Here is a 25,947-nt window from a genome sequence, read left to right on the forward strand (position 1 = left end):
CTCATGAAACGTGCAGTTGTCGTCTTTAGTGGTGGCCAGGACTCCACAACCTGCCTGATTCAGGCTTTAGAACAGTATGATGAAGTCCACTGTGTGACGTTTGATTATGGCCAGCGCCACCGTGCTGAGATTGACGTTGCCCGTGAACTTGCGCTGAAACTGGGTGCGCGAGCCCATAAAGTCCTTGATGTCACCTTACTCAACGAGTTGGCCGTCAGCAGCCTGACGCGCGATAGCATTCCTGTGCCTAATTACGATCCGTCAGAAAATGGTATTCCAAGCACCTTCGTACCAGGTCGCAATATTCTGTTCCTGACACTGACCGCGATTTATGCCTACCAGGTTGAAGCCGAAGCCGTGATTACCGGCGTGTGCGAGACAGACTTCTCAGGTTATCCGGATTGCCGCGATGAGTTCGTGAAAGCCCTGAATCACGCAGTCAGCCTCGGAATGGGCCGTGACGTTCGTTTTGAAACACCACTGATGTGGCTGGATAAAGCTGAAACCTGGGCGCTGGCAGATTACTGGCAGCAACTGGATCTGGTGCGTGAAGAAACTCTGACCTGTTACAACGGCATTCAGGGCGATGGCTGTGGTGAATGTGCTGCCTGTAACCTTCGTGCTAACGGGCTAAACCATTACCTGGCAGATAAACCTGCGGTAATGGCAGCCATGAAAAAGAAGACCGGGCTTAAGTAATTCAGCGGGCGTGGTTTTGCCACGCCTAATCGGTTACTCCATCATCTGCACCAACTTCTCGCGCAATTCTCCTTCCAGCGGAACCGACTTCTGCGTCTTCAAATCGATACACACGAATGTCAGCAGAGCATCTGCCACAATCTCACCTTCAGGCTCAAGTTTAACAATCTGACTTAACACACCGCTTTTACCGTTGAGTTGCTGCAAACTGCTTTCGATGCGGAGCACATCCCCAAGGACTGCCGGACGGCGATAGTTAATATTGATATTCACCACGATGAACGCGATGTTGTTGTCCGTCATCCACTGGAAACCAGCCGCGTTTTCCAGCCCTTCCCATCGAGCTTCTTCGAGGAACTCAAGGTAGCGGGCATTGTTAACATGCTGATAGAAATCAAGATGGTAACCCCGAACTTTGATTTGTGTTTGCATAGCGCTAAAACCCTATTTTTAGTTTTGATCATCAGGTGAGGTAAACAGGCCACACCCAAACTGGTATGACCTGTGATTTAGCATAGCAAGTTTTTTACCGTATGCGAGGTACTGGCAAGAAGCGTTACAGCTTAATGTGAGACAGATTGCGTTCTACCAATGCGCTGCCAATCCCTGGCACCTCTTGCAATTGCTCAAGCGCTTTGAATGGACCGTACTCTTCACGGTAGCTCACAATCGACTGAGCTTTTTTAAGTCCCACACCATTCATCGCCTGCGCCAGAGCTTCTGCACTGGCAGTGTTAATACTCACCACGCCATCGTCAGCATCGCTTTGCTTTACCGTCGTGACGGGTGTGGCTGGGGTTTTATTAATCGGTTGAACAGCGGTCTCATTCTTGACGACCGCTGGGGCAGCGGTTGCCAGTGAACATGCGCTGGCACCGATCAGTGTTACGGCGATGCAGACTGTTTTTATTCCACTTTTGATTCCTGGTTTCATGCTGTTCCTCCTTGTGTGTTGACAGCAAAGCCACCTTAACGGGAGAAAAAAACACAAACAAATGGCAATCCTCAAATGTGGAAAAGGCCGCGAAAGCGGCCTTTGAATGTTGCAGAGCGTTGCATCTGAGTGCGAGCAACGCCGAAGAACGTTACTGCTGTTCGATGCTGTCGCCCATCTTAATTTTCGCTTCTTTGCGCAGATTGGTCATCAGCGCTTCGAAAGCAATTTGGGCATTGTTCTGGGTAATACCCTGAACCATCGCTTTTTTCTGGTCTGCTGGCATATCGCCGGCTTTAACTTCATCCACCGCTAACAGAACAACGTTACCTTGCATGTCGTTCGCCACGCCGAAGGAAGGCTTGTCTTTAGACGGTAAAGGCAGAGTGAAAGCCGCCTGACTGATTGGATCCTGCCCAGTGCGAGCCAGTGTTTTTGCAGCACCGAAGCTCAAGCCTGCGGCTTTCATCGCTTCATCACCTTTGCCAAGCTTCAGCGCGTTCAGGAGTTTGTCAGCATCCAGCTTCGCTTGTTGCTCAGCTTTCTGATGTTTAACCTGCGCGATAACCTGCTCACGAACTTCCGCTAATGGCTTAATAGCTTCAGCTTTATGTTCTGCTACACGCACTACGAATGCACGGTCACCATCAACAGTGATGATGTCGGAGTTGCTACCAGGTGTGCCATTAGCACCGACCAGACCGCCATTGAAAATAGCATCTGTAACCGGTTTGAAGTTCAGCTCAGCAGGCACGTTGTCGTGACCAAACCAGGCTGTCTCAACCGCTTTAACACCCGCAACTTTTTCAGCACTTGCCAGAGATTCGTTATCGTTGCTTGCCGCGTCACTCACCTTCTGTTGCAGCGCATAGTAAGCATCAACCGCTTTCTCTTGTTTCACTTTCGCAGCAATCGCGTCTTTAACGTCAGACAACGGTTTGGTTTGAGCAGGCGTCACATCATCAAGACGAACCACCAGGAAACCAACAGAAGATTTGATCACGCCAGAAAGTTGACCTTTCTCTTTCAGACCGGCGCTTTTCAGCTCGTCCGGTGTCGTGCCAGGCTCCAGCCAACCCATGTCACCACCCTGGCGCGCAGAGATGATGTCAGCAGATTTTTCTTTAGCCAGTGCAGCAAAGTCAGCACCTTTGTTCAGCTCATCAAGAATCGCTTTAGCTTCGGCTTCAGTTTTGGTTTGAATTACACTGTAGCGGTTACGCTGAGGCTGAGTGAACTCATCCTGATGTTGGTCATAATAAGACTGGATATCAGCATCTGCCACTTCAACATTCTGAGACGCTGCATCAAGCATGATGTAGCTGACACGGTATTGCTCAGGGGCGATGTAGTTGTTTTTGTTCTGCTCGTAGCTGGAGTTAATTTCCTGCTCGGTAACTTCTTGTTTTGCAGCCAGTGCGTTCACATCAATTGTGGCTTCACGAACCACACGCTGCTGTGACACCAGCGCGGCCAGCGCATCAGTTTCACCGCTCAACATGAAATCAGTGCCAACAACGGCATTAATCAGTTGCTGAGTGGTCAGTTGATTGCGAAGTGCCTGTGCGTACTGATCGGGTGTCATCCCCATATTGTTGAGGATCGAGGTATAACGCGCGTTATCAAACTTGCCGTTGTTCTGGAATGCCGGTTCTTTAAAGATGGCTTGTTTGATTTGTTCGTCGCTGATGCCCAGGCCAAGGTGTTTGGCGTATTGATCCATCAACGCTTCATCAACCATGCGTGACAGCACTTGCTGGCGCATCTGCTTCATATAGCCTTCGTTGCCTGCCAGTACAGAGAACTGTTCGCCCAGTTGTTGCTGCTGGCGATTACGCTCGCTTGCAACGGCGTTCTCATACTGACCACGGCTAATTTCTTGACCATTCACTTTTGCGGCATAGTTGGCGCTACCGCCAATCAGGTAGCCACTCACGCCAGTCAAAATGAATGACACGATAATGATGCCGAAAATTATCTTGATTACGAGGCTGTTTGCCGCCGTACGTAAATTGTCCATCATGGTGTAACAACACTCCACTGTAGTGTGAATGGTAAACCCAGCGCAGTCGCTAAATGGGCATCCCTGAATACGCGTACTGCTGTGCCGCTGCGTGCAAGCGGGTATTGTGACAAGAAAATGGGTTCAAATCATCTAACATGCGCAAAATTAGTCATTCAGCCATAAAAAAAGGCACATCTATTGATGCGCCCTGAACTAGCTTTTTGACTACCCTTGCCCTAAAAATCGGACGATAAATCAGTTCACAGCTTCTTTCAGTGCTTTACCAGCACGGAAACCTGGTACTTTGGCAGCAGCGATGGTGATTTCTTTGCCAGTTTGTGGGTTACGGCCGGTACGGGCAGCACGTTCACGAACAGCAAATGTTCCAAAGCCAACCAGTGCCACGTCTTCCCCAGATTGCAGAGATTCAGTAACAGAAGCAATCACAGCGTCTAATGCACGTCCAGCCGCGGCTTTAGAAATATCAGCACCTGCGGCAATTTTGTCTATCAGTTGAGATTTATTCACTCTTCTCTTCCTCTCTTTATAATTTATATCGCACCAGATATCCTTCAAAGTGCGACCGCGCAGCAGTTATATCAGGCCTGTCATGCCCTTACAACACCCGTTGTGAACGACATGCATCCCCAGCGATCTAAAGTAGCCATACAAAAAAAAGCTGGCAAGTGACAATTCACCCGCCAGCCCTGATTTTATTGACCGAATATGCGTCAGGTCACTATTTTGCGGTTACAACCTGCATTCCGTAAGGCTCGTTTTGCAGTGCAAGGGCCAAAACTTCCTCAATGCGCTTAACCGGATGGATATCCAGGTCGGCGATAACGTTGTCAGGAATCTCTTCCAGGTCACGTTTATTATCATCCGGAATCAAAACAGTTTTGATGCCGCCACGGTGTGCCGCAAGCAGTTTTTCTTTCAAACCACCGATTGGCAGAACCTGACCACGCAGCGTGATTTCACCGGTCATCGCCACATCTGCACGCACAGGGTTACCTGTCAAGCAAGATACCAGCGCGGTACACATCGCAATACCCGCGCTTGGGCCATCTTTCGGGGTTGCACCTTCTGGTACGTGAACGTGGATATCGCGTTTTTCGTAGAAATCAGCATTGATGCCCAATTTCTCTGCACGCGCACGCACCACGGTCAACGCAGCCTGGATAGATTCCTGCATAACTTCACCCAAAGAACCGGTGTAAGTCAGCTTGCCTTTGCCCGGCACACAAGCGGTTTCGATGGTCAGTAAATCACCACCGACTTCAGTCCACGCAAGGCCAGTAACCTGCCCTACACGGTTTTCGCTATCTGCACGGCCATAGTCAAAGCGTTGCACGCCAAGGAAATCTTTCAGGTTGTCACCGTCGATTTCGATATGTTTGAGCGTTTTGTCCAGCAGCAGTTGTTTAACCGCTTTACGGCACAGTTTGGAAATTTCACGCTCAAGGCTACGAACACCCGCTTCACGCGTGTAGTAACGAATGATGCCAGTAATAGCGCTATCGTGAACCGTGATTTCACCTTTCTTCAAGGCGTTACGTTCGATTTGCTTCGTCAACAAGTGCTGTTTAGCAATGTTCAGTTTTTCGTCTTCGGTGTAACCGGACAGACGAATCACTTCCATACGATCCAACAGCGGTGCCGGGATGTTCATGGAGTTAGACGTTGCAACGAACATAACGTCGCTCAGATCGTAATCCACTTCCAGATAGTGGTCGTTGAACGCCACGTTCTGTTCTGGATCAAGAACTTCCAGAAGTGCTGATGCCGGATCGCCACGCATGTCTGAGGACATTTTATCGATTTCATCCAACAGGAATAATGGGTTTTTAACACCCACTTTCGCCATTTTCTGAATCAATTTGCCTGGCATGGAACCGATATAAGTACGACGGTGACCACGAATTTCCGCTTCATCACGCACGCCGCCCAACGCCATCCGCACGTATTTACGCCCAGTCGCTTTTGCGATGGACTGGCCCAGTGAGGTTTTACCTACACCTGGAGGCCCAACCAGGCACAGAATTGGCCCTTTGAGCTTGTTTACGCGGCTCTGGACTGCGAGGTATTCCAGGATACGATCTTTCACGCGCTCAAGGCCGTAATGATCGGTATCGAGGACTTCCTGCGCCTGACGCAGATCTTTTTTCACTTTGCTGCGCGCATTCCACGGCACCTGCACCATCCAATCGATGTAACCACGTACCACGGTTGCTTCCGCAGACATAGGCGACATCATTTTCAGTTTTTGCAGTTCCGCTTCGGTTTTTTCACGCGCTTCTTTTGGCATTTTAGCCGCATCGATTTTGCGTTTTAGCGCTTCGTTTTCGTCCGGAGCGTCGTCCATTTCGCCGAGTTCTTTCTGAATCGCTTTCATTTGCTCATTCAGATAGTACTCACGCTGGCTTTTTTCCATCTGCTTTTTAACGCGGTTGCGAATGCGCTTCTCAACCTGCAGCAGATCGATTTCTGACTCCATCATAGCCATCAGATATTCAAGACGTTCGTTAATATCGGACATCTCAAGAACGGACTGTTTGTCAGTCAGTTTTAATGGCATATGTGCAGCGATGGTGTCGGCCAGACGAGCAGGATCGTCAATGCTGTTCAGTGAAGTCAGCACTTCTGGCGGGATTTTTTTGTTCAGTTTGATATAGCCTTCAAACTGATTAATCGCGGTGCGCACCAGCACTTCCTGTTCGCGCTCTTCGATAGCTGGCGAATTCAGGTACTCAGCCTGCGCTGAGAAATGGTCACCGTTGTCAGAAAGCGTAGTAATACGTGCACGCTGTAAACCTTCAACCAGCACTTTGACGGTGCCGTCTGGCAGTTTCAGCATTTGCAAGATGGATGCGACGGTACCCACTGAGAACAGGTCATTTACACCTGGCTCATCTGTCGAGGCTTCTTTCTGTGCCACCAGCATGATTTTTTTATCATGATCCATGGCCGCTTCCAGGCAACGAATGGATTTTTCTCGCCCGACAAACAGTGGAATTACCATGTGCGGATAAACCACCACATCGCGCAACGGCAATACGGGGATTTCAATGCGTTCAGAACGCTCAGGATTCATAGAGCTCTCTCTTAGTTAAGGTCCGCCTGGTGATGGGGCGATGCCTCAGTCTATATTCTAAATCATTCAAAATGCAGGAAGGCGACAATGCCACGAATCTCCAGGAGCATAGTTGACTATGTGACTGGAGTAAGTGGCTGCAGTCAACGCACCTGCGGTTTGAAGGATGACGAATATCATGACATCACCAACAAGTAAGTCAGTATATGGGGATGTTTCCCGAGCATTCAATGCCAGGAATGAAGGAAAAACAAAAGGGGGATATAAATCCCCCTTTTTATACTAACTGACTGGTTATTTTGGCGAATTATTCACCGGATGCTTGTTGCGCTTCCGGCTTACCATAAATTAATAATGGCTTGCTCTGACCGTCGATGACGGATTCGTCAATCACCACTTTCTCGACATCTTCCATTGAAGGAAGATCGTACATGGTATCCAGCAATGCGCCTTCAACGATGGAACGCAGACCACGAGCACCGGTTTTACGTGCCATTGCTTTTTTAGCAATCGCATCCAGCGCTTCGTCGCGGAATTCCAGATCCACACCTTCCAGATTGAACAACGCCTGGTATTGCTTGGTCAGGGCGTTTTTCGGCTCTTTCAGGATTTGAATCAGCGCTTCTTCGCTCAGTTCAGTCAGCGTAGCAACGACTGGCAGACGGCCAATAAACTCAGGGATAAGACCAAATTTGATCAAATCTTCTGGCTCAACCTGGCCTAATAACTGCCCTTCGGTCGCTTTCTGAGACTTACCTTTTACGGTCGCACCAAAGCCGATACTTGAACCGGTTTCAACTCGGTTGGCGATAACTTTATCGAGACCTGCAAATGCGCCGCCACAGATGAACAGAATCTTAGAGGTATCAACCTGCAAGAATTCTTGCTGTGGATGCTTACGGCCACCCTGTGGTGGAACCGCAGCAACGGTACCTTCGATAAGTTTCAGCAACGCCTGCTGCACACCTTCACCAGACACATCACGGGTGATGGATGGGTTATCAGATTTGCGGGAGATTTTGTCGATCTCATCGATATACACGATACCGCGCTGTGCTTTCTGCACATCGTAATCACATTTTTGCAGCAATTTCTGGATGATGTTTTCTACGTCTTCACCCACGTAACCCGCTTCGGTTAACGTTGTGGCATCTGCCATGGTGAATGGAACATCCAGCAAACGAGCCAGGGTTTCAGCCAACAGGGTTTTCCCGCTACCCGTCGGCCCGATGAGCAGGATGTTACTTTTGCCCAGCTCGATGCCGTTGGTGCTGTCGCCGTTACGCAGACGTTTGTAATGGTTATAAACCGCTACCGCCAGGACTTTTTTAGCCTGTTCCTGACCGATGACGTAATCATCGAGATGGTGACGGATTTCATGCGGAGTCGGCAGCGCGCTACGTTCGCGGTGCGGCGCGACTTCTTTGATCTCTTCGCGAATAATGTCGTTACATAAGTCGACACACTCATCGCAGATATACACTGACGGCCCGGCAATCAGTTTACGCACTTCATGCTGGCTTTTGCCGCAAAAAGAGCAGTACAGTAATTTGCCTGAACCGTCTTTGCGCTTATCTGTCATCGGTAAAACCTCTTTTCTGTTTCTTTGCACCGTACAAGTCCGGCACAAGTGCCATTCTACGGCGCAGCCAATCGTAAGCGCGCCAGGAGCCGCTACTTCAACTGCCGCTACTTCAACTATAGTATACGGCTCACTGTTTTCGGGCGTTAGCTACGGTGAGTCAGGATGGAGTCGACTAATCCGTACTCTACCGCCTCGCTTGCGGCGAGGAAACGGTCACGCTCGGTGTCTCTTTCGATTTCTTCAAGAGACTTGCCAGTATGTTGCGCCATGAGTTCGTTCATACGAGCTTTCACTTTCAGAATTTCGCGAGCATGGATTTCGATATCCGTTGCTTGACCCTGATAGCCACCCAGCGGCTGGTGAATCATCACTCGTGAGTTCGGCAAGCAGAAACGCTTACCTTTCGCTCCAGCGGTCAGCAGGAAAGCGCCCATCGAACAGGCTTGTCCCATACAGATAGTGCTGACATCTGGTTTAATAAATTGCATCGTATCGTAGATAGACATACCGGCAGTAATCACGCCACCTGGTGAGTTGATGTAGAGATAGATGTCTTTCTCTGGGTTTTCTGCTTCCAGAAACAGCATCTGCGCCACAATCAGGTTAGCCATGTGGTCTTCAACCTGGCCTGTCATAAAGATGACACGTTCCTTGAGCAGACGGGAATAGATATCGTATGAACGCTCGCCACGCGATGTCTGTTCAACAACCATCGGCACCAGGGCCATATGGGGTGCAAATTGATCTCTTTCGCCACTGTATGACATTTCCGTCTCCTGGAATAATTAAGCCTTCGATACCTGTTCACTGATTCTACTTGAGACGATAAAAGAAGACTACGCTCCTTGCGTCTCGCAACCTTATTTGGACGGATTATCAGTCAGGGGTCCTGTTTTTGAGCCATTCCCGTATTTATGGGGATGAGCTTACCCTGTTTCAAGCATAACAACCTTTTCTTGTTACGCTAACCCTGAAACTTCGTTTTATTGATGGGTTTTCAGAGTGTCAGTGATAAAAAAAGCCCGCCACCTGCGGGTGACGGGCTTGATGCAGCAATATTTTGGCGATGATGCCAAAAATTATGCTTACGCTTGTTGGTTCATCAGTTCGCTAAAGGTAGTGGCTTTTTCAGACACTTTCGCTTTAGACAGTACTGCTTCAACAGCTTGTTCTTCCAGAGCAACATTACGCATGTTGTCCATCAGTTCTTTGTTTTTGCCGTAGAATTCGACAACTTCAGTCGGATCTTCGTAAGCAGAAGCCATTTCTTCGATCAGACCTTTAACGCGCTCTTCGTCAGCTTTCAGCTCGTGGGTACGAATCACTTCGCCCAACAGCAGACCAACAACAACACGACGTTTAGCTTGTTCTTCGAACAATTCACGTGGCAGTTCCAACGCTTGTTTCTCGTTGCCACCGAAACGCTGTGCAGCCTGGCGACGCAGAACGTCGATTTCGCCGTCGATCAGTGCAGCTGGTACGTCGATGTTGTTCGCTTCAACCAGACCGTCGATTGCTTGAGACTTGATGCGGTTACGCACAGCGCCTTTCAGCTCACGATCCATGTTTTTACGCACTTCGGTACGCAGGCCTGCAACAGAACCATCAGCAACGCCGAAACGTTTGATGAATTCTTCAGTAAATTCTGGCAGTTCACGCTCTTCAACTTTCTTCAGAACGATGTCGAACTTAGCCGCTTTACCTTTCAGGTTTTCAGCGTGGTAATCTTCCGGGAAGGTCACTTCGATAGTGAATTCTTCGCCAGCTTTGTGACCAACCAGACCGTCTTCAAAGCCTGGGATCATACGACCCTGGCCCATTGCCAGTACGAAGTCAGACGCTTTGCCGCCTTCGAATACTTCGCCGTCAACAGAACCGGTGAAGTCGATGGTTACGCGGTCTTCTGCAGTTGCAGCAGCTTCTGAATCTTTCCAGGTAGCTTGTTGCTTACGCAGGGTGTCCAGCATTGCGTCAACGTCTTCGTCAGTCACTTCAACAACCGGTTTTTCAACTTCGATTGCTTCCAGACCTTGCAGCTCAACTTCTGGGTACACTTCAAACTCAACCGCGTAGGTGAAGTCTTCGCCCAGTTTGTATTCGCCTGGAACGTAGTTAGGTGCGCCAGCTGGATTGATTTTTTCTTTGATGATCGCGTCAACGAAGTTACGGCTCATCAGTTCGCCCAATACGTCCTGGCGAACAGAAGCGCCATAACGTTGTGCGATAACAGTCATCGGCACTTTTCCTTTACGGAAACCGTCGATACGGGCTTTCTTTGCCACGTTGACCAGCTCGCTTTTTACAGCGGTTTCGATGCTGTCTGCAGCGATAGTAATCGTGAGACGGCGGCCAAGGCCCTGAGTGGTTTCAACTGAAACTTGCATCTTGTTACCTCAAAAAATCACAGTGCTCGGTCAACTCTGGAAGCTCTCGATACCCAAATAATTCGAGTTGTGGGTAGGCGGCAAGCTCAGGAATCCCCAGGAGCTTACTAAGGTAAGTGACTGGGGTGAGTGAGTGCAGCCAACCCCCCCACAACTTGAAGTATGACGGGTATCTATTGCTTCACAGAACCGGGATGCCTTCTAAATCAGAATCACATTCCCTGTCGTCAGAATCGTCCCGAAGACATTCCGAAAAATAAGACGCAGCATTATAGCGGCATCACCAAGGTGAGTCGAGAACGGCAACACAGTGTTGCTGCGGCCCTTTTCACAGTTCTTTTGGATTTATTGCCCAAACCCTGGAACAACAAGGGCGATTTCAGACAAAACAAAACGGCCCGCAGGCCGTTTGATAAAACACGATTCATATACCGCAACATAAAGGAAAAGTTCCCTAAGTTGCAAGCCTGAAGGTTAACTTCAAGCGATTGAACCTGCTCCACGACAAGGTGGGGAGGCGAAAATCGTATCCTGCAACCCTTCCCATTCCTTAATGGTGTAGGTATGCAGAGCCAACGCATGAACGGTGGTAGAGAGTTCAGCACTTAAGGTGCCGTAAATCATTCGGTGGCGATTTAAGAAACGTTCGCCAGCGAAACGGTCACTGACCAGAACCACTTTGAAATGGCTCTCTGAACCCGCCGGGACATTGTGACGATAGCTTTCATCCACGACTTCCAGGAACACGGGTTCAAACGCTGCCCTTAATTTTGATTCTATTTGCTCGCGCATCATCATGAACTTTCTCCTCAACTGCGTAGAGATGCCACTCATCCCTTTAAATGTTAGCCGCTTTTAGCCGTTTTAATAACGGAATTACAACAATTATTTAGCTTTCGTCTGATTTTCTTCGTCAAGCCCCTGTAGCTTAATGTGAATACGGCACTAATCGTGGGCAAAATGGTCAGATAGCTTTGCAACCGCTCAGAAAAAGCGCAACGCGATGAAATTACGTGCGTTAACTGCTTCCACTGGGCAACCGCAGTGTTATGATGGCGTGATTTTTTATCTGCCTGCCCCTTGAGTACATTGAGATAGCGAACATGTTAAAAAAATTATTATTCCCGTTGGTTGCCATTTTTATGCTGGCCAGCTGCGCAACACCACCTACCACCATTGATGTTTCTCCAACTATCAGTCTGCCACAGCAAGATCCAAGCCTGATGGGCGTAACTGTGAGCATCAACGGTGCAGATCAACGTAAAGACCAGGCTCTGGCTAAAGTCACTCGTGAAAACCAACTGGTGACACTGACTCCATCTCGTGATCTGCGCTTCCTGCTGCAAGAAGTGCTGGAAAAACAGATGACTGCCCGTGGTTATATGATCGGTCCAAACAGCCCGGTTGACTTACAAATCATCGTGAACCAGCTGTATGCCGACGTCTCTCAAGGTAGCGTGCGTTACAACATCGCCACTAAAGCCGATATCGTGATTATTGCGACGGCAAAAAATGGCACCAAGATGACCAAGAACTACCGTTCTAACTACAACGTAGAAGGTGCATTCCAGGCTACCAATAAGAATATCGCCAATGCAGTAAACTCCGTATTGACTGATACCATTGCTGATATGGCCCAGGACACCAGCGTTCATGATTTCATCAAGCAGAACGCTCGTTAATTAATACCCCCACCAGCCTGCGTCATGCGGGCTGGCTTTAGAGCACAGTATGCCCAACCACTATCTTCGTCTTTTTCAGCAGCCAAAATCAGCCATCCTGTTGATTTTAGGCTTTGCTTCTGGCCTCCCTCTCGCCCTCACCTCCGGCACATTGCAGGCATGGATGACGGTTGAGAACATCGATCTTAAAACCATTGGTTTCTTCTCGCTCGTTGGGCAAGCCTATGTGTTTAAGTTCCTGTGGTCGCCAGTCATGGACAGATATACGCCGCCGCTACTCGGTCGTCGTCGTGGTTGGTTGCTGATTACGCAGGTCCTGCTGTTGATTGCTATTGCTGGCATGGGTTTCCTGGAACCGGGTTCGCAGTTGCGTTGGATGGCTGCATTGGCGGTAATCATTGCTTTCTGCTCGGCTTCGCAAGATATCGTTTTTGATGCCTGGAAAACCGATGTTCTTCCCGCCGAAGAACGCGGAACGGGTGCGGCTATAAGCGTATTGGGTTATCGCCTGGCGATGTTAGTTTCCGGTGGTTTAGCGCTTTGGCTTGCGGACAGGTATCTCGGTTGGCAAGGCATGTACTGGCTGATGGCCGCATTAATGTTGCCTTGTATCATCGCGACTTTGCTTGCCCCTGAACCGACTGACGCGATTCCTGTACCAAAAAGTCTTGAACAAGCTGTTGTCGCACCGCTGCGTGATTTTTTTGGCCGGAATAATGCCTGGCTTATCCTGCTACTGATTGTGTTGTACAAACTCGGTGATGCTTTTGCCATGAGTCTGACGACCACTTTTTTAATTCGCGGCGTCGGTTTTGATGCTGGCGAAGTCGGCATGGTGAATAAAACGTTGGGGCTGATTGCCACAATTATTGGAGCACTGTACGGCGGCATTTTGATGCAGCGCCTGTCGCTGTTCCGCGCTTTGCTGATATTCGGCATTTTGCAGGGGGTATCCAACGCTGGTTACTGGCTCCTCTCGATTACCGATAAACATATGTTCAGCATGGCAACAGCGGTTTTCTTTGAAAATCTCTGTGGCGGGATGGGCACAGCAGCCTTTGTCGCACTGCTAATGACGCTGTGTAATAAGTCGTTTTCCGCAACCCAATTTGCTTTACTTTCTGCCCTTTCAGCAGTGGGACGCGTTTATGTGGGGCCGATAGCCGGTTGGTTCGTCGAAGCCCACGGTTGGCCGACGTTTTACTTATTTTCGGTTGTGGCTGCCGTGCCGGGCATCCTGTTGCTGCTAGTGTGCAAAACGACGCTCGAATACACCCAGAATAACGATAGCTTCATCCCTCGTAGCGAGTTTTCTTCAGCCTATCGCATTGCGTTACGCGCACTGATGTTGGGTTGTGCTCTTCTGGCAGTCTGGCTCGTTGTGCTAATTACCAATGCCACAGGGCTGACAAACTGGGCGTTCAACATCCAGTTCCTGGAATGGGGCGCGTTGTTTGCTATCGGTGGGATTTTGTTTGGCGGGTTGCTTGATTATCTGGCATTACGCAAAACAGCTTTAATGTAGAAGCACTGTTCTTTATCCGAATTAATAAGTTGCGCTGCGTGATTATATTGTTCAATTAATAAACATCACTACACATCATGGTTTATTTATCGAAAGCAAGACTCTTTTTTTGCATTATTAGCAGCAAAATTATTTTCATGCTTCATTTAACCGATTCAGCTTTTGCTTAAAATATTTTGTAGGTAAGTTCGTTTATCAATTGATGCTAATTTGTTAAAATTATGTTCATTAAAATGATTGGTTATACCAATTAACCTCTACTTATTATCTCAACACGGGTTTTCGTTATAACCCAGCCAGGCTGCGGCCTATCTCGATATTTTACAGTTTGTTGCATTCTATGTGACATTGTAGGCAGAACCTGGTAACACCCCACTGACACTGCGCCATTCATGTTTACAGTAATGTAACCTTCCCGTAAAATGCCTCCACACTTTAAACGACAATTAGAGCTCCCCGGAATTGAGGTCGTTAAATGAGACTCAGGAAATACAATAAAAGTTTGGGATGGTTGGCATTAATTACAGGCACTTTTTTACTTAGTGGCTGTGATTCTGCACTTCTGGACCCCAAAGGACAAATTGGACTGGAACAACGTTCATTGATACTGACAGCTATCGGGCTGATGTTGATAGTCGTTATACCCGCTATCGCAATGGCTATCGGTTTTGCCTGGAAGTATCGTGCTTCAAACAAAAACGCCAAATACAGCCCCAACTGGTCGCACTCGAACAAAGTTGAAGCTGTGGTCTGGACGATTCCTATCCTTATCGTCATCTTCCTCGCGGTACTAACCTGGAAAACCACGCACGCCCTTGAGCCAAGCAAACCGCTGGTTCACGAAGCGAAGCCGGTGACCATTGAAGTTATCGCTATGGACTGGAAATGGTTCTTCATTTATCCAGAGCAAGGTATTGCTACGGTTAATGAAATTGCCTTCCCGGCCAACACCCCGGTGGAATTCAAAATCACCTCTAACTCGGTGATGAACTCCTTCTTTATTCCGCGACTGGGTAGCCAGATCTATGCAATGGCAGGTATGCAGACCAAATTGCACCTGATTGCAGATGAAGCAGGCACCTACGACGGTATTTCGTCTAACTACAGCGGTAAAGGTTTCTCCGGTATGAAGTTCAAGGCTATCGCCACACCGGACATGAACACCTTTAACCAATGGGTTGCTAAAGCGAAACAATCTCCGGAAGTCATGAACGACATGGCAACTTACGAGAAGCTTGCAGCACCAAGCGAATACAACAAAGTCGAATACTTCTCCGCTGTTAAACCTGATTTGTTTAAAGACGTTATTAACAAATTCATGGGGCACGGGAAGAGCATGGACATGACCCAACCTGAAGGCGAGCACGCAGCGCATGAAGGAATGGAAGGCATGGACATGAGTCACGCGGAAACCTCTCACTAAGGGGCCGAGGAATAATACGATGTTCGGAAAACTTACACTGGATGCAGTCCCATACCATGAACCCATTATCATGGTTACGGTGGCAGCAATTATCGTCGGGGGACTGGCGCTAGTTGCAGCTATCACTTACTTCGGTAAGTGGGAATATTTATGGAAAGAGTGGTTCACCTCTGTTGACCACAAACGCCTCGGCATAATGTACGTGATTGTCGCAATCGTCATGCTTCTGCGTGGCTTTGCTGACGCCATCATGATGCGTAGCCAGCAAGTTCTGGCCTCCGCCGGAGAAGCAGGCTTCTTGCCACCACATCACTACGACCAGATCTTTACCGCCCACGGCGTAATCATGATCTTCTTCGTGGCGATGCCATTTGTTATCGGCCTGATGAACGTTGTCGTGCCGTTGCAGATTGGTGCGCGTGACGTTGCCTTCCCATTCCTGAACAACCTGAGCTTCTGGTTCACCGTTGTGGGTGTGGTGTTGGTTAACCTGTCTCTTGGGGTGGGTGAATTCGCACAGACCGGTTGGGTGGCTTATCCACCGCTATCGGGCATAGAGTACAGTCCGGGGGTCGGCGTCGACTACTGGATATGGGCTCTGCAACTCTCGGGTATCGGTACGACATTAACGGGTATTAACTTCTTCGTTACTATCCTGAATATGCGTACGCCTGGCATGACTATGTTCAAAATGCCGGTATTTACCTGGGCTTCGCTGTGTACTAACGTACTGATTATTGCGGCATTCCCAATCTTTACCGTGACCGTCGCGCTGTTAACCCTTGACCGCTACCTTGGCACCCATTTCTTTACCAATGATATGGGTGGCAACATGATGATGTATATCAACCTCATCTGGGCCTGGGGCCATCCAGAAGTTTACATTCTGGTACTGCCGGTGTTTGGTGTGTTCTCTGAAGTGGTGGCGACATTCTCGAAAAAACGCCTGTTCGGTTACACCTCACTGGTGTGGGCGACCATCGCGATTACCGTACTGTCGTTCATCGTTTGGCTGCACCACTTCTTCACCATGGGCAGCGGCGCGAACGTCAACGCCTTCTTTGGTATCGCCACCATGATTATCGCCATCCCTACTGGGGTGAAGATCTTCAACTGGCTGTTCACCATGTATCAGGGCCGTATCGTATTCAACTCCGCAATGCTGTGGACCATTGGCTTCGTTGTCACCTTCTCTATCGGTGGCATGACCGGTGTTCTGTTAGCGGTTCCGGGTGCTGACTTCGTACTGCACAACAGCCTGTTCCTGATTGCTCACTTCCATAACGTAATTATCGGTGGTGTGGTGTTCGGTTGCTTCGCAGGTCTGACTTACTGGTGGCCAAAAGCCTTCGGCTTCACGCTGAACGAAACCTGGGGCAAGCGCGCATTCTGGTTCTGGATCATCGGCTTCTTCGTGGCATTTATGCCGCTGTATGTGCTGGGCTTCATGGGTATGACTCGTCGCCTGAGCCAGCAGATAGATCCGCAGTTCCACACTCTGCTGGTTGTTGCGGCTTGTGGCGCAGCGCTGATTGCTCTGGGCATCCTGTGTCAGCTGATTCAGTTCTACGTCTCAATCCGTGACCGTGAGCAGAACCGTGACCTGACAGGTGACCCGTGGGGTGGCCGTACGCTGGAGTGGTCAACTTCCTCTCCTCCTCCGTTCTACAACTTTGCCCACCTGCCACACGTTCATGAGCGTGATGCATTCTGGGAAATGAAAGAGAAAGGTGAAGCGTACAAACAGCCAACGCATTATGAAGAAATTCATATGCCACGTAACAGCGCAGCGGGCATCGTGATTGCCGCGTTCGCTACCGTGTTTGGTTTCGCGATGATCTGGCACATCTGGTGGCTGGCGATTGTTGGCTTTGCCGGCATCATCATCACCTGGATTGCGAAAAGCTTCGACGAAGATGTGGATTACTACGTTCCGGTTGCGGAAGTCGAAAAACTGGAAAACCAGCACTTCGATGAAATTACCAAAGCAGGGCTGAAAAATGTCAACTGAAACTCTCACTCACGCTAACGCCCACGCCGCGGAGCATGGGCATCACGATGCAGGAACCAATAAAGTCTTTGGTTTCTGGATCTACCTGATGAGCGACTGCATTCTGTTCTGTTGCTTGTTTGCTACTTATGCCGTTCTGGTGAACGGCACTGCCGGCGGCCCGGCAGGGAAAGACATTTTCGAGCTGCCGTTTGTGCTGGTCGAAACTGCCCTGCTGTTGTTCAGCTCCATCACCTACGGCATGGCGATCATCGCTATGAACAAAGGCAACAAAAGCCAGGTTATCTCCTGGCTGGCGCTGACCTTCCTGTTTGGTGCGGGCTTCGTTGGGATGGAAATCTATGAATTCCATCACCTGATTGTTGAAGGTTATGGCCCGGATCGTAGCGGCTTCCTGTCAGGCTTCTTTGCTCTGGTAGGTACGCACGGTCTGCACGTCACTTCTGGTCTGGTGTGGATGGCATTGATGATGTTCCATGTCTCTCGCCGCGGTTTGACCAGCGCTAACCGTACTCGTCTGATGTGCCTGAGCTTGTTCTGGCACTTCCTGGACGTGGTATGGATTTGTGTATTCTCTGTTGTCTATTTGATGGGGGCGATGTAATGAGTCATTCAACTGAACACGCAGGCGCCCACCACGGTAGCGTTAAAACGTATCTGACCGGTTTTATCCTGTCGATCATCCTGACGGCTATCCCGTTCTGGATGGTGATGACTGGTACAGCCTCCCACGCTGTGATTCTCGGCGTGGTACTGGTTAGTGCAGTGGTACAGATTCTGGTTCACCTGGTGTGCTTCCTGCACATGAACACCTCTTCCGAGGAGCGTTGGAACCTGGTAGCCTTTGTCTTTACCGCGCTGATAATTGCCATTCTGGTGGTCGGCTCTATCTGGATTATGTGGAACCTCAACCAGAACATGATGGTTCACTAAGAGCAGCCTATATGATGAAGCGGTACCTACAAGTCACTAAGCCAGGAATTATTTTCGGCAATTTAATTTCTGTCATTGGCGGATTTCTACTGGCCTCAAAGGGCAGTATTGATTACACCCTGTTTATCTCCACCCTGGTTGGGGTGTCGTTAGTCGTGGCATCGGGTTGTGTTTATAACAACTTCATTGATCGTGACATCGACCGCAAAATGGAGAGAACCAAAAACAGGGTTCTGGTCAAAGGCCTGATTGCGCCGAAAACCTCGCTGGTATACGCCACCTTGTTGGGTATTGCTGGCTTCATGCTGCTGTGGTTTGGTGCTAACCCGCTAGCCATGTGGTTAGGCGTGATGGGCTTTGTGGTTTATGTCGGGGTTTATAGCCTGTACATGAAGCGCAAATCTGTCTACGGCACACTGATTGGCAGCCTTTCCGGGGCAGCACCGCCAGTAATTGGTTACTGTGCGGTGACCGGCGAGTTTGATACCGGTGCGTTGATCCTGCTGGCTATCTTTAGCCTGTGGCAGATGCCGCATTCCTATGCGATTGCTATCTTCCGCTTTAAAGATTACCAGGCTGCGAACATTCCGGTGTTGCCAGTGGTTAAAGGGATTTCGGTCGCGAAGAACCACATCACGCTGTATATCATCGCGTTTGCTGTCGCAACGCTGATGCTCTCTCTTGGCGGTTACGCGGGTTATAAATATCTGGTTGTGGCTGCGGCAGTGAGTGTCTGGTGGTTGGGTATGGCATTACGCGGATATAAAGTGGAAGACGATAAAGTCTGGGCGCGCAAATTGTTCGTCTTTTCTATCGTCGCTATCACGTCACTCAGCGTGATGATGTCGGTGGACTTTATGGTGCCAGATTCACAAAATCTGATGACTTACGTCTGGTAAGTCGCAAACCACATCTGAACCGCGTAAAAGGGCACTTCGGTGCCCTTTTTTAATATCTGTTAAATAACTAACCGTTTACCCTCCCCTGCCCACGCACTACACTAAGACCTGCTTTTTATCTGAGGTGGTAATGAACGATTATAAAATGACGCCCGTCGAGCTACGTGCGACGTGGGGTTTAGGCACGGTTTTTTCACTGCGCATGCTTGGCATGTTTATGGTGTTGCCGGTTCTTACTACTTACGGAATGGCGTTACAGGGCGCAAGTGAGGCACTGATTGGCCTCGCCATCGGTATTTATGGCCTGGCTCAGGCTATCTTCCAGATCCCTTTTGGTCTGCTTTCCGACCGTATTGGCCGCAAACCGCTCATAATTGGCGGCTTACTCATTTTTGTCATCGGTAGTGTTATCGCCGCCCTTTCAGAATCAATCTGGGGGGTGATCCTTGGCCGGGCGCTGCAAGGCTCGGGGGCAATTGCCGCCGCTGTTATGGCGTTGCTTTCTGATTTAACGCGCGAACAAAATCGTACGAAAGCCATGGCGTTTATCGGCGTGAGCTTTGGGATTACTTTTGCCATTGCCATGGTGCTTGGCCCGATCATTACCCATAACCTGGGCTTAAACGCGCTGTTCTGGATGATTGCGGTACTTGCGGGCTGCGGTATTCTCATCACGCTTTGGGTAGTGCCGAATTCCAAAAATCATGTCCTGAACCGCGAGTCAGGCATGGTGAAAGGCTGCTTTAGCAAAGTACTGGCGGAGCCCAAATTACTGAAGCTTAACTTCGGCATTATGTGTCTGCACATCATGTTGATGTCGACGTTTGTCGCCCTCCCCGGGCAACTTGAACAGGCGGGTTTCCCGGCGTCTGAGCACTGGAAGATTTACCTCTGCACCATGCTTATCGCTTTCGCCTCGGTCGTGCCATTTATTATTTATGCCGAAGTAAAACGCCGCATGAAGCGCGTGTTTGTCGGCTGCGTGGCATTGCTGCTGATTGCTGAAATCGTGCTTTGGGGCTCCGGCCCGCACTTCTGGGAACTGGTGTTAGGCGTGCAGTTGTTCTTCCTGGCGTTTAACCTGATGGAAGCGATTTTACCGTCGCTAATATCCAAAGAATCTCCAGCCGGTTACAAAGGCACGGCGATGGGGATCTACTCCACCAGCCAGTTTTTGGGCGTGGCAATTGGCGGCTCGTTGGGCGGTTGGATTGATGGGTTGTTTGATTCGCAAACCGTCTTCCTGGCGGGTGCGTTACTGGCAATGATTTGGCTACTGGTCAGCAGCACCATGACAGAACCGCCTTATGTCGCCAGCCTGCGTGTCGAGCTACCTGAAGGTGTCGAAGCCGATGAGTCTCTGAAACAGCGACTGCAGGCTCTGCCTGGCGTGAGTGATGTGAATATTATTGCGCAGGAACGCAGCGCTTACGTGAAGATAGACAGTAAGCTGACGAACCGATTTGAGATTGAGCAGGTAGTGAAAGGGTAAATACAACCCTCACCCTAGCCCTCTCCCTGAGGGAGAGGGCATATTCTTTTCTCCCTCTCCTGGGCAGAGGGAATATTTTTTCCCCCTCCCCTGAGGGAGAGGGAATACTCTTTTCCCCCTCTCCTGAGGCAGAGGGAATATTCTTTTCCCCCTCTCCTGGGGGAGAGGGCCGGGGTGAGGGCGTAAATCAGTCGCGGAAGTTCTTAAACTGGAACGGCTGCCCCAAATCACCACCACGAACCAGCGCCATTGCGGCCTGTAAATCGTCGCGGGATTTACCGGTTACGCGCAGTTCCTCGCCCTGAATCTGCACCTGAACTTTGGTCTTGCTGTCTTTAATCAGCTTCACAATTTTCTTGGCGATAGTCGATTCAATGCCCTGCTTGAGCTTAGCTTCAACGCTCCAGGTTTTACCGCTGTGCACAAACTCTTCCGGCACATCAATTGAAGCCCCTTCGATACCGCGCTTAAGCAGCTTGGCACGAAGAATATCCAACAGTTGGTTAACCTGGAAATCAGATTCGCTGGCCACTTTAATGGACTGATTTTTCTCATTCAGTTCAAATGTCGCCGGCACATTACGGAAGTCAAAACGAGTAGCAACCTCACGTTCCGCGTTTTCAATCGCGTTACGCACTTCCTGGATATCAATTTCAGACACGATGTCAAAAGATGGCATGCTTTCTTCTCCCTCTCTTTTTGTTGCGTTGCATAATACCTGCTGGGCCGAGCAAAACAACCCGTTAAAGCAGGAGAGAGCCCTGTATAATATAGATTAAGCAAAACATCTGCTGCACGTACACCTAAGTTTGAAGGGTGTTATGGGGAGACATAATGAAAATCACCGTGCTAGGTTGCGGTGCGCTCGGCCAACTTTGGCTAGCATCGCTTTACAAGCAAGGACATGAAGTACAAGGATGGTTGCGCGTACCGCAGCCGTTTTGTCATGTCAACGTGGTCGAAACCGACGGCAGCGTGTTTAATCAAACGCTGACCGCTAACGATCCCGACTTTCTCGCCAGCAGCGATTTATTGCTGGTGACACTAAAAGCCTGGCAGGTTTCCGGCTCAGTGAGAGCACTGGCCAGCAAACTTCCGTCTCATTGCCCTATTCTGCTTCTGCATAATGGCATGGGGACAATTGAAGAATTGCGGACGTTGCACCAGCCACTTTTAACTGGCGTCACCACCCATGCGGCCCGTCGCGATGGCAATATCATTATTCACGTGGCAAATGGCACTACGCATATTGGCCCAGGCAATGTGGCAGGCAACGAGTACAGTTTTCTCGCCGATAACCTGCATCACGCGCTGCCGGAAATAGCCTGGCATAACAATATTCAAGCCGCAAGCTGGAAGAAACTGGCGGTGAATTGTGTGATTAACCCGCTGACCGCGCTCTATAACTGCCCGAACGGTCAGTTACTCCATCATCCGTCGGAAGTGCGCGAAATCTGCCACGAAGTCGCCATGGTGATGGAACGCGAAGGGCATCACACGTCCCCAGAAGATCTGCTTTTTTACGTCGATGAAGTTATCGAAAGCACCGCTGAGAATATCTCGTCGATGCTGCAAGATGTGCGGGTTCAACGTCACACAGAGATTGATTACATTACTGGTTATTTACTGCAACGCGCGCGCGCTCATGGCCTCAGCGTGCCGGTGAACAGCCGCTTGTATGAGCTGATAAAGCGTAAGGAGAATGAGTATGAGCGCTCGAGCACTGGTTTGCCTGGCTCCTGGAACTGAAGAAACAGAAGCCGTTACGACGATCGATCTTCTGGTGCGCGGCGGGATTTGCGTCACAACCGCAAGCGTCGCCAGTGATGGAGATCTGACCATTACCTGTTCACGTGGCGTCAAACTACTGGCTGATGCGCCATTAGTTGCAGTGGCGGACGGTGAGTTCGATATCATTGTGCTGCCCGGCGGCTTAAAGGGCGCAGAGTGTTTTCGCGACAACCCACTGTTAGTGGAAACCGTGCGCCAGTTCCATCTTTCCGGACGCATCGTTGCCGCCATTTGTGCTGCAGCCGGGACGGTTCTGGTTCCGCACGAGCTGTTCCCTGTCGCAAACATGACAGGTTTTCCTGGCCTTAAGGAAACGATTCCGGAAGCTCAGTGGCAAGATAAACGTATTGTCTGGGATCCGCGAGTCAACCTGTTGACCAGCCAGGGGCCTGGCACGGCAATAGATTTTGCACTGAAGATTATCGATTTGCTGGTGAGCCGTGAAAAAGCCCATGAGGTTTCACAGCAATTGGTATTAGCGGCGGGAATTTATAGTTACAGGGATTATTAAACCACCCTCACCCTGGCCCTCTCCCTGAGGGAGAGGGGAAACTGGACTTCTCCTTCTCCTGAGGGAGAGGGGAAACTGGACTTCTCCTTCTCCTGGGGGAGAAGGCTGGGATGAGGGCGTAGAAAATTAAGCGCGGTAAACCTTCACGTTCTCAAAGCCTTGCTCACGCAGATACAGCGCCTGCAAACGGCTCATCACGCCACGGTCGCACCACAGCAAATAATTTTTGCTCTGATCCAAATCACCAAATGCAGTGCTGAGTTTGTAGAATGGCAGCGACGCCACTTCCACACCTTCTGGCTTAAATGGCTTCTCGTCTTGCTCGTCAATAGAACGAATATCTAACAGCACATCATTCGGGCCAAATGCGTCAACGGTTTCAACTTCCGTCACCACTTCTTTGGATTGATTGGCAATTTCACGAATGTCGATATTTGTCGCTTCTTCAACCACACGGTCAAGAATGGAGAAGTCGAAATTAGCTTCTTCGGCTTCAATCTTCGCCTTCACCGCTTTGACGGTTGGGCTTTTCGAAATGACACCACAGTATTCCGGCATGGTACGCGCAAAGTCAGCGGTACCAATTTCACGTGCCAAATCAATAATGTGCTCTTTATCGTGAGAGATCAGCGGACGCAAAATCAGCGTATCGGAAACGTTGTCGATTAAACGCAGGTTGGTCAGCGTCTGGCTGGAAACCTGGCCCAATGCTTCGCCAGTCACTAACGCTTGCACACCATAACGCTCAGCCACTTTGGAAGCGGCACGCACAAACATACGCTTGAGCACCACGCCCATCTGGCCGTCTTCAACTTTCTCAAGGATTTCGCCCACCACAGGCTCGAAGTTGATCGCCACAAAGCGCACGCGGTGGGAGCTACCGAAACGGTTCCACAGATAATGTGCGACTTGTTTAACGCCGATTTCGTGCGCTGCACCACCGAGGTTAAAGAAGCAGTAATGCACGCGGCAGCCGCGACGCATCAGCATATAGCTGGACACGCCAGAGTCGAAACCGCCGGAAATCAGTGATAGCACATCTTCTTGCGTACCAATCGGGAAGCCGCCAATACCTTCGTAACGGCCTTTCACCAGCAGCAGACGATCGTTTTCGATTTCCAGATTAACCGTGACATCCGGCTTGGTCAGTTTTACGCGCGCTGATTCAATGTGTTGATTCAGGCCACCGCCGACATAGCGTTCAACTTCAATAGAGCTAAACTCATGTTTACCACGACGTTTCACACGCACGCAGAAGGTTTTGCCTTCCAGTTGATCGCGATAGAGTTCCAACGCCTGCTCGAAGATATTATGCAAGTCAGTAAATGGCACATCTTCAACCTCCAGAATATGGTGAATACCTGGAATACGGGTCAACGCTTCACGAATCGCGATACGCTGATTTTCATCTTTAGCGCGAACTTCAATGTTGTCCCAATGGCGAACAACCGCTAAATCTTCATCGTAGTGTTTTAAAACGTTGCGAATGTTCCCGGTGAGCATTTTAATAAAGCGTATGCGCACAGATTGGCTCTTGATTGTGATTTCCGGGAACAATTTAATGATAAACTTCATGGCGGCTATGATTCGTTGATGAGCCAGGCATATCGATCATGCGGGCTAAAAGACTTAAAGAATTGCAGCGGCAATAGCGCCGATACATCCGAGGCGCAAAAGTATATCACTAACAGTGAGCCATGGCGTTACACAAATGACTCCGCTACCATGGCAGAGTCGCAAAAATTATTAGAGTCAGACATTCACTATGCCGAAAAAAACCGAAGTCCCGGCCAGTTTTGAAACTGCGCTTGTGGAGCTTGAGCAGATAGTTACTCGTCTTGAGAGCGGCGATTTAGCGCTCGAAGAGGCATTAAATGAATTTGAACGTGGTGTGCAGCTTGCGCGCCAGGGTCAGGTGAAACTGCAACAGGCAGAACAACGCGTGCAAATCCTGCTCAGCGATAGCGAAGACGCCCCACTCAAGCCTTTTACCCCGGATAACGAGTAAATGGATTTTAACCATCAGTTGCAGGCCCATGCACTGCGGGCCAACGATGCGCTGCTGCGTTTTTTAGCGCCGCTGCCGTTTCAGAACACTCCTCTGGTTGAAGCGATGCACTATGGCGCACTATTTGGTGGCAAGAGGCTTCGCCCTTTCCTGGTCTACGCGACCGGAGAAATGTTCGGCGTAGAGCAAGAAACCCTGGATGCCCCTGCTGCGGCAATTGAATGCATCCACGCTTATTCATTGATTCATGACGATTTACCCGCCATGGATGACGACGATTTACGTCGCGGTCAACCGACTTGCCATATCAAATTCGGTGAAGCGAGTGCCATTTTAGCGGGGGATGCCCTACAAACGTTGGCGTTTTCTATACTAAGTGATGCCCCGATGGCGGGAGTGGCGATTGCAGACAGACTCGCGATGGTGAAAGAACTGGCTACGGCCAGTGGCGTTGCGGGAATGTGTGGTGGTCAGGCGTTGGATTTGGAAGCTGAAGGTAAGCATATTGATCTGCAAAGCCTTGAGCGTATTCATCGTCATAAAACTGGCGCGTTAATTCGTGCAGCTGTTCGTCTGGGCGCATTGAGCGCAGGTGATGCAGGCCGTAACGCTCTCCCTTTGCTTGACCATTATGCAGACAGTATCGGCCTGGCATTCCAGGTACAGGACGATATTCTCGATGTCATCGGTGATACCGCAACGCTGGGTAAACGCCAGGGCGCCGATCAGCAACTCGGTAAAAGTACTTATCCGGCGCTGCTTGGGCTGGAGAATGCCAAAACGAAAGCATGGGATCTCTATCAGGAATCTCTCCGGGCGCTGGAAGGACTGGCTCGCCAGTCGTTAGACACTACCGCACTGGAAGCGTTAGCGAGCTATATAATCCAACGTGATAAATAATTATTAACTTACCCTTTGGCATTCAGGCAGAGGCTTGAAGGATGAAGGGTAAACACCACGATGAGTTTCTA

24 protein-coding genes are annotated in these 25,947 nt (G+C 49.8%); 13 read left to right on the top strand and 11 right to left on the bottom strand.

The window, feature by feature from the left end; translation table 11 throughout:
* Positions 1-3: 3 nt before the first annotated feature.
* On the top strand, positions 4-699 hold the full coding sequence (gene queC / locus WBL83_RS17880; protein ID WP_424590398.1) for a 7-cyano-7-deazaguanine synthase QueC: 696 nt from the start codon (positions 4-6) through the stop codon (positions 697-699).
* Positions 700-732: 33 nt separating this feature from the next.
* Here queC and WBL83_RS17885 read toward each other — a convergent pair whose 3' ends face one another.
* The 9 genes from WBL83_RS17885 to bolA all read right to left on the bottom strand — a co-directional run bounded on the left by WBL83_RS17885 (position 733) and on the right by bolA (position 11,499).
* Positions 733-1,131, bottom strand: a complete 399-nt coding sequence (locus tag WBL83_RS17885; RefSeq protein ID WP_424590399.1) for a YbgC/FadM family acyl-CoA thioesterase — start codon at positions 1,129-1,131, stop codon at positions 733-735.
* A 124-nt stretch (positions 1,132-1,255) separates the two neighbouring features.
* A complete protein-coding gene (locus WBL83_RS17890; RefSeq protein ID WP_424590435.1) occupies positions 1,256-1,621 on the bottom strand; it encodes a helix-hairpin-helix domain-containing protein in 366 nt (121 codons plus the stop codon).
* A gap of 163 nt (positions 1,622-1,784) precedes the next feature.
* The gene (gene ppiD / locus WBL83_RS17895) at positions 1,785-3,656 is read right to left on the bottom strand and encodes a peptidylprolyl isomerase (RefSeq protein ID WP_424590400.1); all 1,872 of its coding nucleotides are present in this window, start codon (positions 3,654-3,656) and stop codon (positions 1,785-1,787) included.
* 237 nt (positions 3,657-3,893) lie between these two features.
* Complete coding sequence (gene hupB, locus WBL83_RS17900; RefSeq protein WP_034457998.1) at positions 3,894-4,166, bottom strand: nucleoid-associated protein HU-beta; 273 nt, start codon at positions 4,164-4,166, stop codon at positions 3,894-3,896.
* A 211-nt stretch (positions 4,167-4,377) separates the two neighbouring features.
* Positions 4,378-6,732: an endopeptidase La gene (lon, locus tag WBL83_RS17905; protein WP_424590401.1), complete on the bottom strand. Its 2,355-nt coding sequence runs from the start codon at positions 6,730-6,732 to the stop codon at positions 4,378-4,380.
* Between the two features lie 307 nt (positions 6,733-7,039).
* Entirely contained in the window at positions 7,040-8,314 is a 1,275-nt protein-coding gene (clpX, locus tag WBL83_RS17910; RefSeq protein WP_424590402.1) for an ATP-dependent protease ATP-binding subunit ClpX, read from the bottom strand.
* A gap of 146 nt (positions 8,315-8,460) precedes the next feature.
* Positions 8,461-9,084 carry an ATP-dependent Clp endopeptidase proteolytic subunit ClpP gene (gene clpP, locus WBL83_RS17915; RefSeq protein WP_034457992.1) on the bottom strand — a complete coding sequence of 208 codons (624 nt, stop codon included), beginning with the start codon at positions 9,082-9,084 and terminating at the stop codon, positions 8,461-8,463.
* 318 nt (positions 9,085-9,402) lie between these two features.
* Complete coding sequence (gene tig, locus WBL83_RS17920) at positions 9,403-10,701, bottom strand: trigger factor (RefSeq protein WP_424590403.1); 1,299 nt, start codon at positions 10,699-10,701, stop codon at positions 9,403-9,405.
* 480 nt (positions 10,702-11,181) lie between these two features.
* On the bottom strand, positions 11,182-11,499 hold the full coding sequence (gene bolA / locus WBL83_RS17925; protein WP_120066136.1) for a transcriptional regulator BolA: 318 nt from the start codon (positions 11,497-11,499) through the stop codon (positions 11,182-11,184).
* 305 nt (positions 11,500-11,804) lie between these two features.
* On the opposite strand from bolA, the gene WBL83_RS17930 reads away from it, so the two are divergent.
* From WBL83_RS17930 to WBL83_RS17965, 8 genes are all read left to right on the top strand, one after another.
* On the top strand, positions 11,805-12,383 hold the full coding sequence (locus WBL83_RS17930) for a lipoprotein (protein WP_424590404.1): 579 nt from the start codon (positions 11,805-11,807) through the stop codon (positions 12,381-12,383).
* Between the two features lie 49 nt (positions 12,384-12,432).
* Positions 12,433-13,908, top strand: coding sequence for a muropeptide MFS transporter AmpG (gene ampG / locus WBL83_RS17935; protein WP_424590405.1), 1,476 nt, complete (start codon positions 12,433-12,435; stop codon positions 13,906-13,908).
* 475 nt (positions 13,909-14,383) lie between these two features.
* Positions 14,384-15,331, top strand: coding sequence for a cytochrome o ubiquinol oxidase subunit II (cyoA, locus tag WBL83_RS17940; RefSeq protein WP_424590406.1), 948 nt, complete (start codon positions 14,384-14,386; stop codon positions 15,329-15,331).
* A 19-nt stretch (positions 15,332-15,350) separates the two neighbouring features.
* On the top strand, positions 15,351-17,342 hold the full coding sequence (cyoB, locus tag WBL83_RS17945) for a cytochrome o ubiquinol oxidase subunit I (protein ID WP_424590407.1): 1,992 nt from the start codon (positions 15,351-15,353) through the stop codon (positions 17,340-17,342).
* Entirely contained in the window at positions 17,332-17,946 is a 615-nt protein-coding gene (locus WBL83_RS17950; protein ID WP_424590408.1) for a cytochrome o ubiquinol oxidase subunit III, read from the top strand. Before cyoB ends, WBL83_RS17950 begins: the two co-directional genes overlap by 11 nt.
* On the top strand, positions 17,946-18,275 hold the full coding sequence (locus WBL83_RS17955) for a cytochrome o ubiquinol oxidase subunit IV (protein WP_424590409.1): 330 nt from the start codon (positions 17,946-17,948) through the stop codon (positions 18,273-18,275). The genes WBL83_RS17950 and WBL83_RS17955 overlap by 1 nt, the downstream gene beginning before the upstream one ends.
* An 11-nt stretch (positions 18,276-18,286) precedes the next feature.
* Complete coding sequence (gene cyoE, locus WBL83_RS17960) at positions 18,287-19,174, top strand: heme o synthase (protein ID WP_424590410.1); 888 nt, start codon at positions 18,287-18,289, stop codon at positions 19,172-19,174.
* A gap of 130 nt (positions 19,175-19,304) precedes the next feature.
* Positions 19,305-20,666, top strand: a complete 1,362-nt coding sequence (locus tag WBL83_RS17965; RefSeq protein ID WP_424590411.1) for an MFS transporter — start codon at positions 19,305-19,307, stop codon at positions 20,664-20,666.
* A gap of 187 nt (positions 20,667-20,853) precedes the next feature.
* On the opposite strand, the gene WBL83_RS17970 is transcribed toward WBL83_RS17965, so the two are convergent.
* The gene (locus WBL83_RS17970) at positions 20,854-21,345 is read right to left on the bottom strand and encodes a YajQ family cyclic di-GMP-binding protein (RefSeq protein WP_064516617.1); all 492 of its coding nucleotides are present in this window, start codon (positions 21,343-21,345) and stop codon (positions 20,854-20,856) included.
* A 155-nt stretch (positions 21,346-21,500) separates the two neighbouring features.
* On the opposite strand from WBL83_RS17970, the gene panE reads away from it, so the two are divergent.
* Complete coding sequence (gene panE / locus WBL83_RS17975) at positions 21,501-22,415, top strand: 2-dehydropantoate 2-reductase (RefSeq protein ID WP_424590412.1); 915 nt, start codon at positions 21,501-21,503, stop codon at positions 22,413-22,415.
* A complete protein-coding gene (gene yajL / locus WBL83_RS17980) occupies positions 22,375-22,968 on the top strand; it encodes a protein deglycase YajL (protein WP_424590413.1) in 594 nt (197 codons plus the stop codon). Before panE ends, yajL begins: the two co-directional genes overlap by 41 nt.
* 126 nt (positions 22,969-23,094) lie before the next feature.
* Here yajL and thiI read toward each other — a convergent pair whose 3' ends face one another.
* Positions 23,095-24,543 (bottom strand): tRNA uracil 4-sulfurtransferase ThiI, encoded by a 1,449-nt coding sequence (gene thiI / locus WBL83_RS17985; protein ID WP_424590414.1) that lies wholly within the window; start codon positions 24,541-24,543, stop codon positions 23,095-23,097.
* A 190-nt stretch (positions 24,544-24,733) separates the two neighbouring features.
* Here thiI and xseB point away from each other — a divergent pair, with 190 nt between their 5' ends.
* Complete coding sequence (gene xseB / locus WBL83_RS17990) at positions 24,734-24,976, top strand: exodeoxyribonuclease VII small subunit (protein ID WP_034457955.1); 243 nt, start codon at positions 24,734-24,736, stop codon at positions 24,974-24,976.
* Positions 24,977-25,876 carry a (2E,6E)-farnesyl diphosphate synthase gene (gene ispA / locus WBL83_RS17995; protein ID WP_424590415.1) on the top strand — a complete coding sequence of 300 codons (900 nt, stop codon included), beginning with the start codon at positions 24,977-24,979 and terminating at the stop codon, positions 25,874-25,876.
* Positions 25,877-25,947 lie beyond the last annotated feature (71 nt).

Source organism: Buttiauxella sp., assembly GCF_049686335.1.
Lineage (GTDB): Bacteria > Pseudomonadota > Gammaproteobacteria > Enterobacterales > Enterobacteriaceae > Buttiauxella.

Coding starts and splice junctions, on each gene's coding strand:
- queC (WP_424590398.1), top strand. CDS start 4: ATGAAACGTGCAGTTGTCGTCTTTAGTGGTGGCCAGGACTCCACAACC.
- WBL83_RS17885 (WP_424590399.1), bottom strand. CDS start 1,131: ATGCAAACACAAATCAAAGTTCGGGGTTACCATCTTGATTTCTATCAG.
- ppiD (WP_424590400.1), bottom strand. CDS start 3,656: ATGATGGACAATTTACGTACGGCGGCAAACAGCCTCGTAATCAAGATA.
- lon (WP_424590401.1), bottom strand. CDS start 6,732: ATGAATCCTGAGCGTTCTGAACGCATTGAAATCCCCGTATTGCCGTTG.
- clpX (WP_424590402.1), bottom strand. CDS start 8,314: ATGACAGATAAGCGCAAAGACGGTTCAGGCAAATTACTGTACTGCTCT.
- clpP (WP_034457992.1), bottom strand. CDS start 9,084: ATGTCATACAGTGGCGAAAGAGATCAATTTGCACCCCATATGGCCCTG.
- tig (WP_424590403.1), bottom strand. CDS start 10,701: ATGCAAGTTTCAGTTGAAACCACTCAGGGCCTTGGCCGCCGTCTCACG.
- bolA (WP_120066136.1), bottom strand. CDS start 11,499: ATGATGATGCGCGAGCAAATAGAATCAAAATTAAGGGCAGCGTTTGAA.
- WBL83_RS17930 (WP_424590404.1), top strand. CDS start 11,805: ATGTTAAAAAAATTATTATTCCCGTTGGTTGCCATTTTTATGCTGGCC.
- ampG (WP_424590405.1), top strand. CDS start 12,433: ATGCCCAACCACTATCTTCGTCTTTTTCAGCAGCCAAAATCAGCCATC.
- cyoA (WP_424590406.1), top strand. CDS start 14,384: ATGAGACTCAGGAAATACAATAAAAGTTTGGGATGGTTGGCATTAATT.
- cyoB (WP_424590407.1), top strand. CDS start 15,351: ATGTTCGGAAAACTTACACTGGATGCAGTCCCATACCATGAACCCATT.
- WBL83_RS17950 (WP_424590408.1), top strand. CDS start 17,332: ATGTCAACTGAAACTCTCACTCACGCTAACGCCCACGCCGCGGAGCAT.
- WBL83_RS17955 (WP_424590409.1), top strand. CDS start 17,946: ATGAGTCATTCAACTGAACACGCAGGCGCCCACCACGGTAGCGTTAAA.
- cyoE (WP_424590410.1), top strand. CDS start 18,287: ATGATGAAGCGGTACCTACAAGTCACTAAGCCAGGAATTATTTTCGGC.
- WBL83_RS17965 (WP_424590411.1), top strand. CDS start 19,305: ATGAACGATTATAAAATGACGCCCGTCGAGCTACGTGCGACGTGGGGT.
- WBL83_RS17970 (WP_064516617.1), bottom strand. CDS start 21,345: ATGCCATCTTTTGACATCGTGTCTGAAATTGATATCCAGGAAGTGCGT.
- panE (WP_424590412.1), top strand. CDS start 21,501: ATGAAAATCACCGTGCTAGGTTGCGGTGCGCTCGGCCAACTTTGGCTA.
- yajL (WP_424590413.1), top strand. CDS start 22,375: ATGAGCGCTCGAGCACTGGTTTGCCTGGCTCCTGGAACTGAAGAAACA.
- thiI (WP_424590414.1), bottom strand. CDS start 24,543: ATGAAGTTTATCATTAAATTGTTCCCGGAAATCACAATCAAGAGCCAA.
- xseB (WP_034457955.1), top strand. CDS start 24,734: ATGCCGAAAAAAACCGAAGTCCCGGCCAGTTTTGAAACTGCGCTTGTG.
- ispA (WP_424590415.1), top strand. CDS start 24,977: ATGGATTTTAACCATCAGTTGCAGGCCCATGCACTGCGGGCCAACGAT.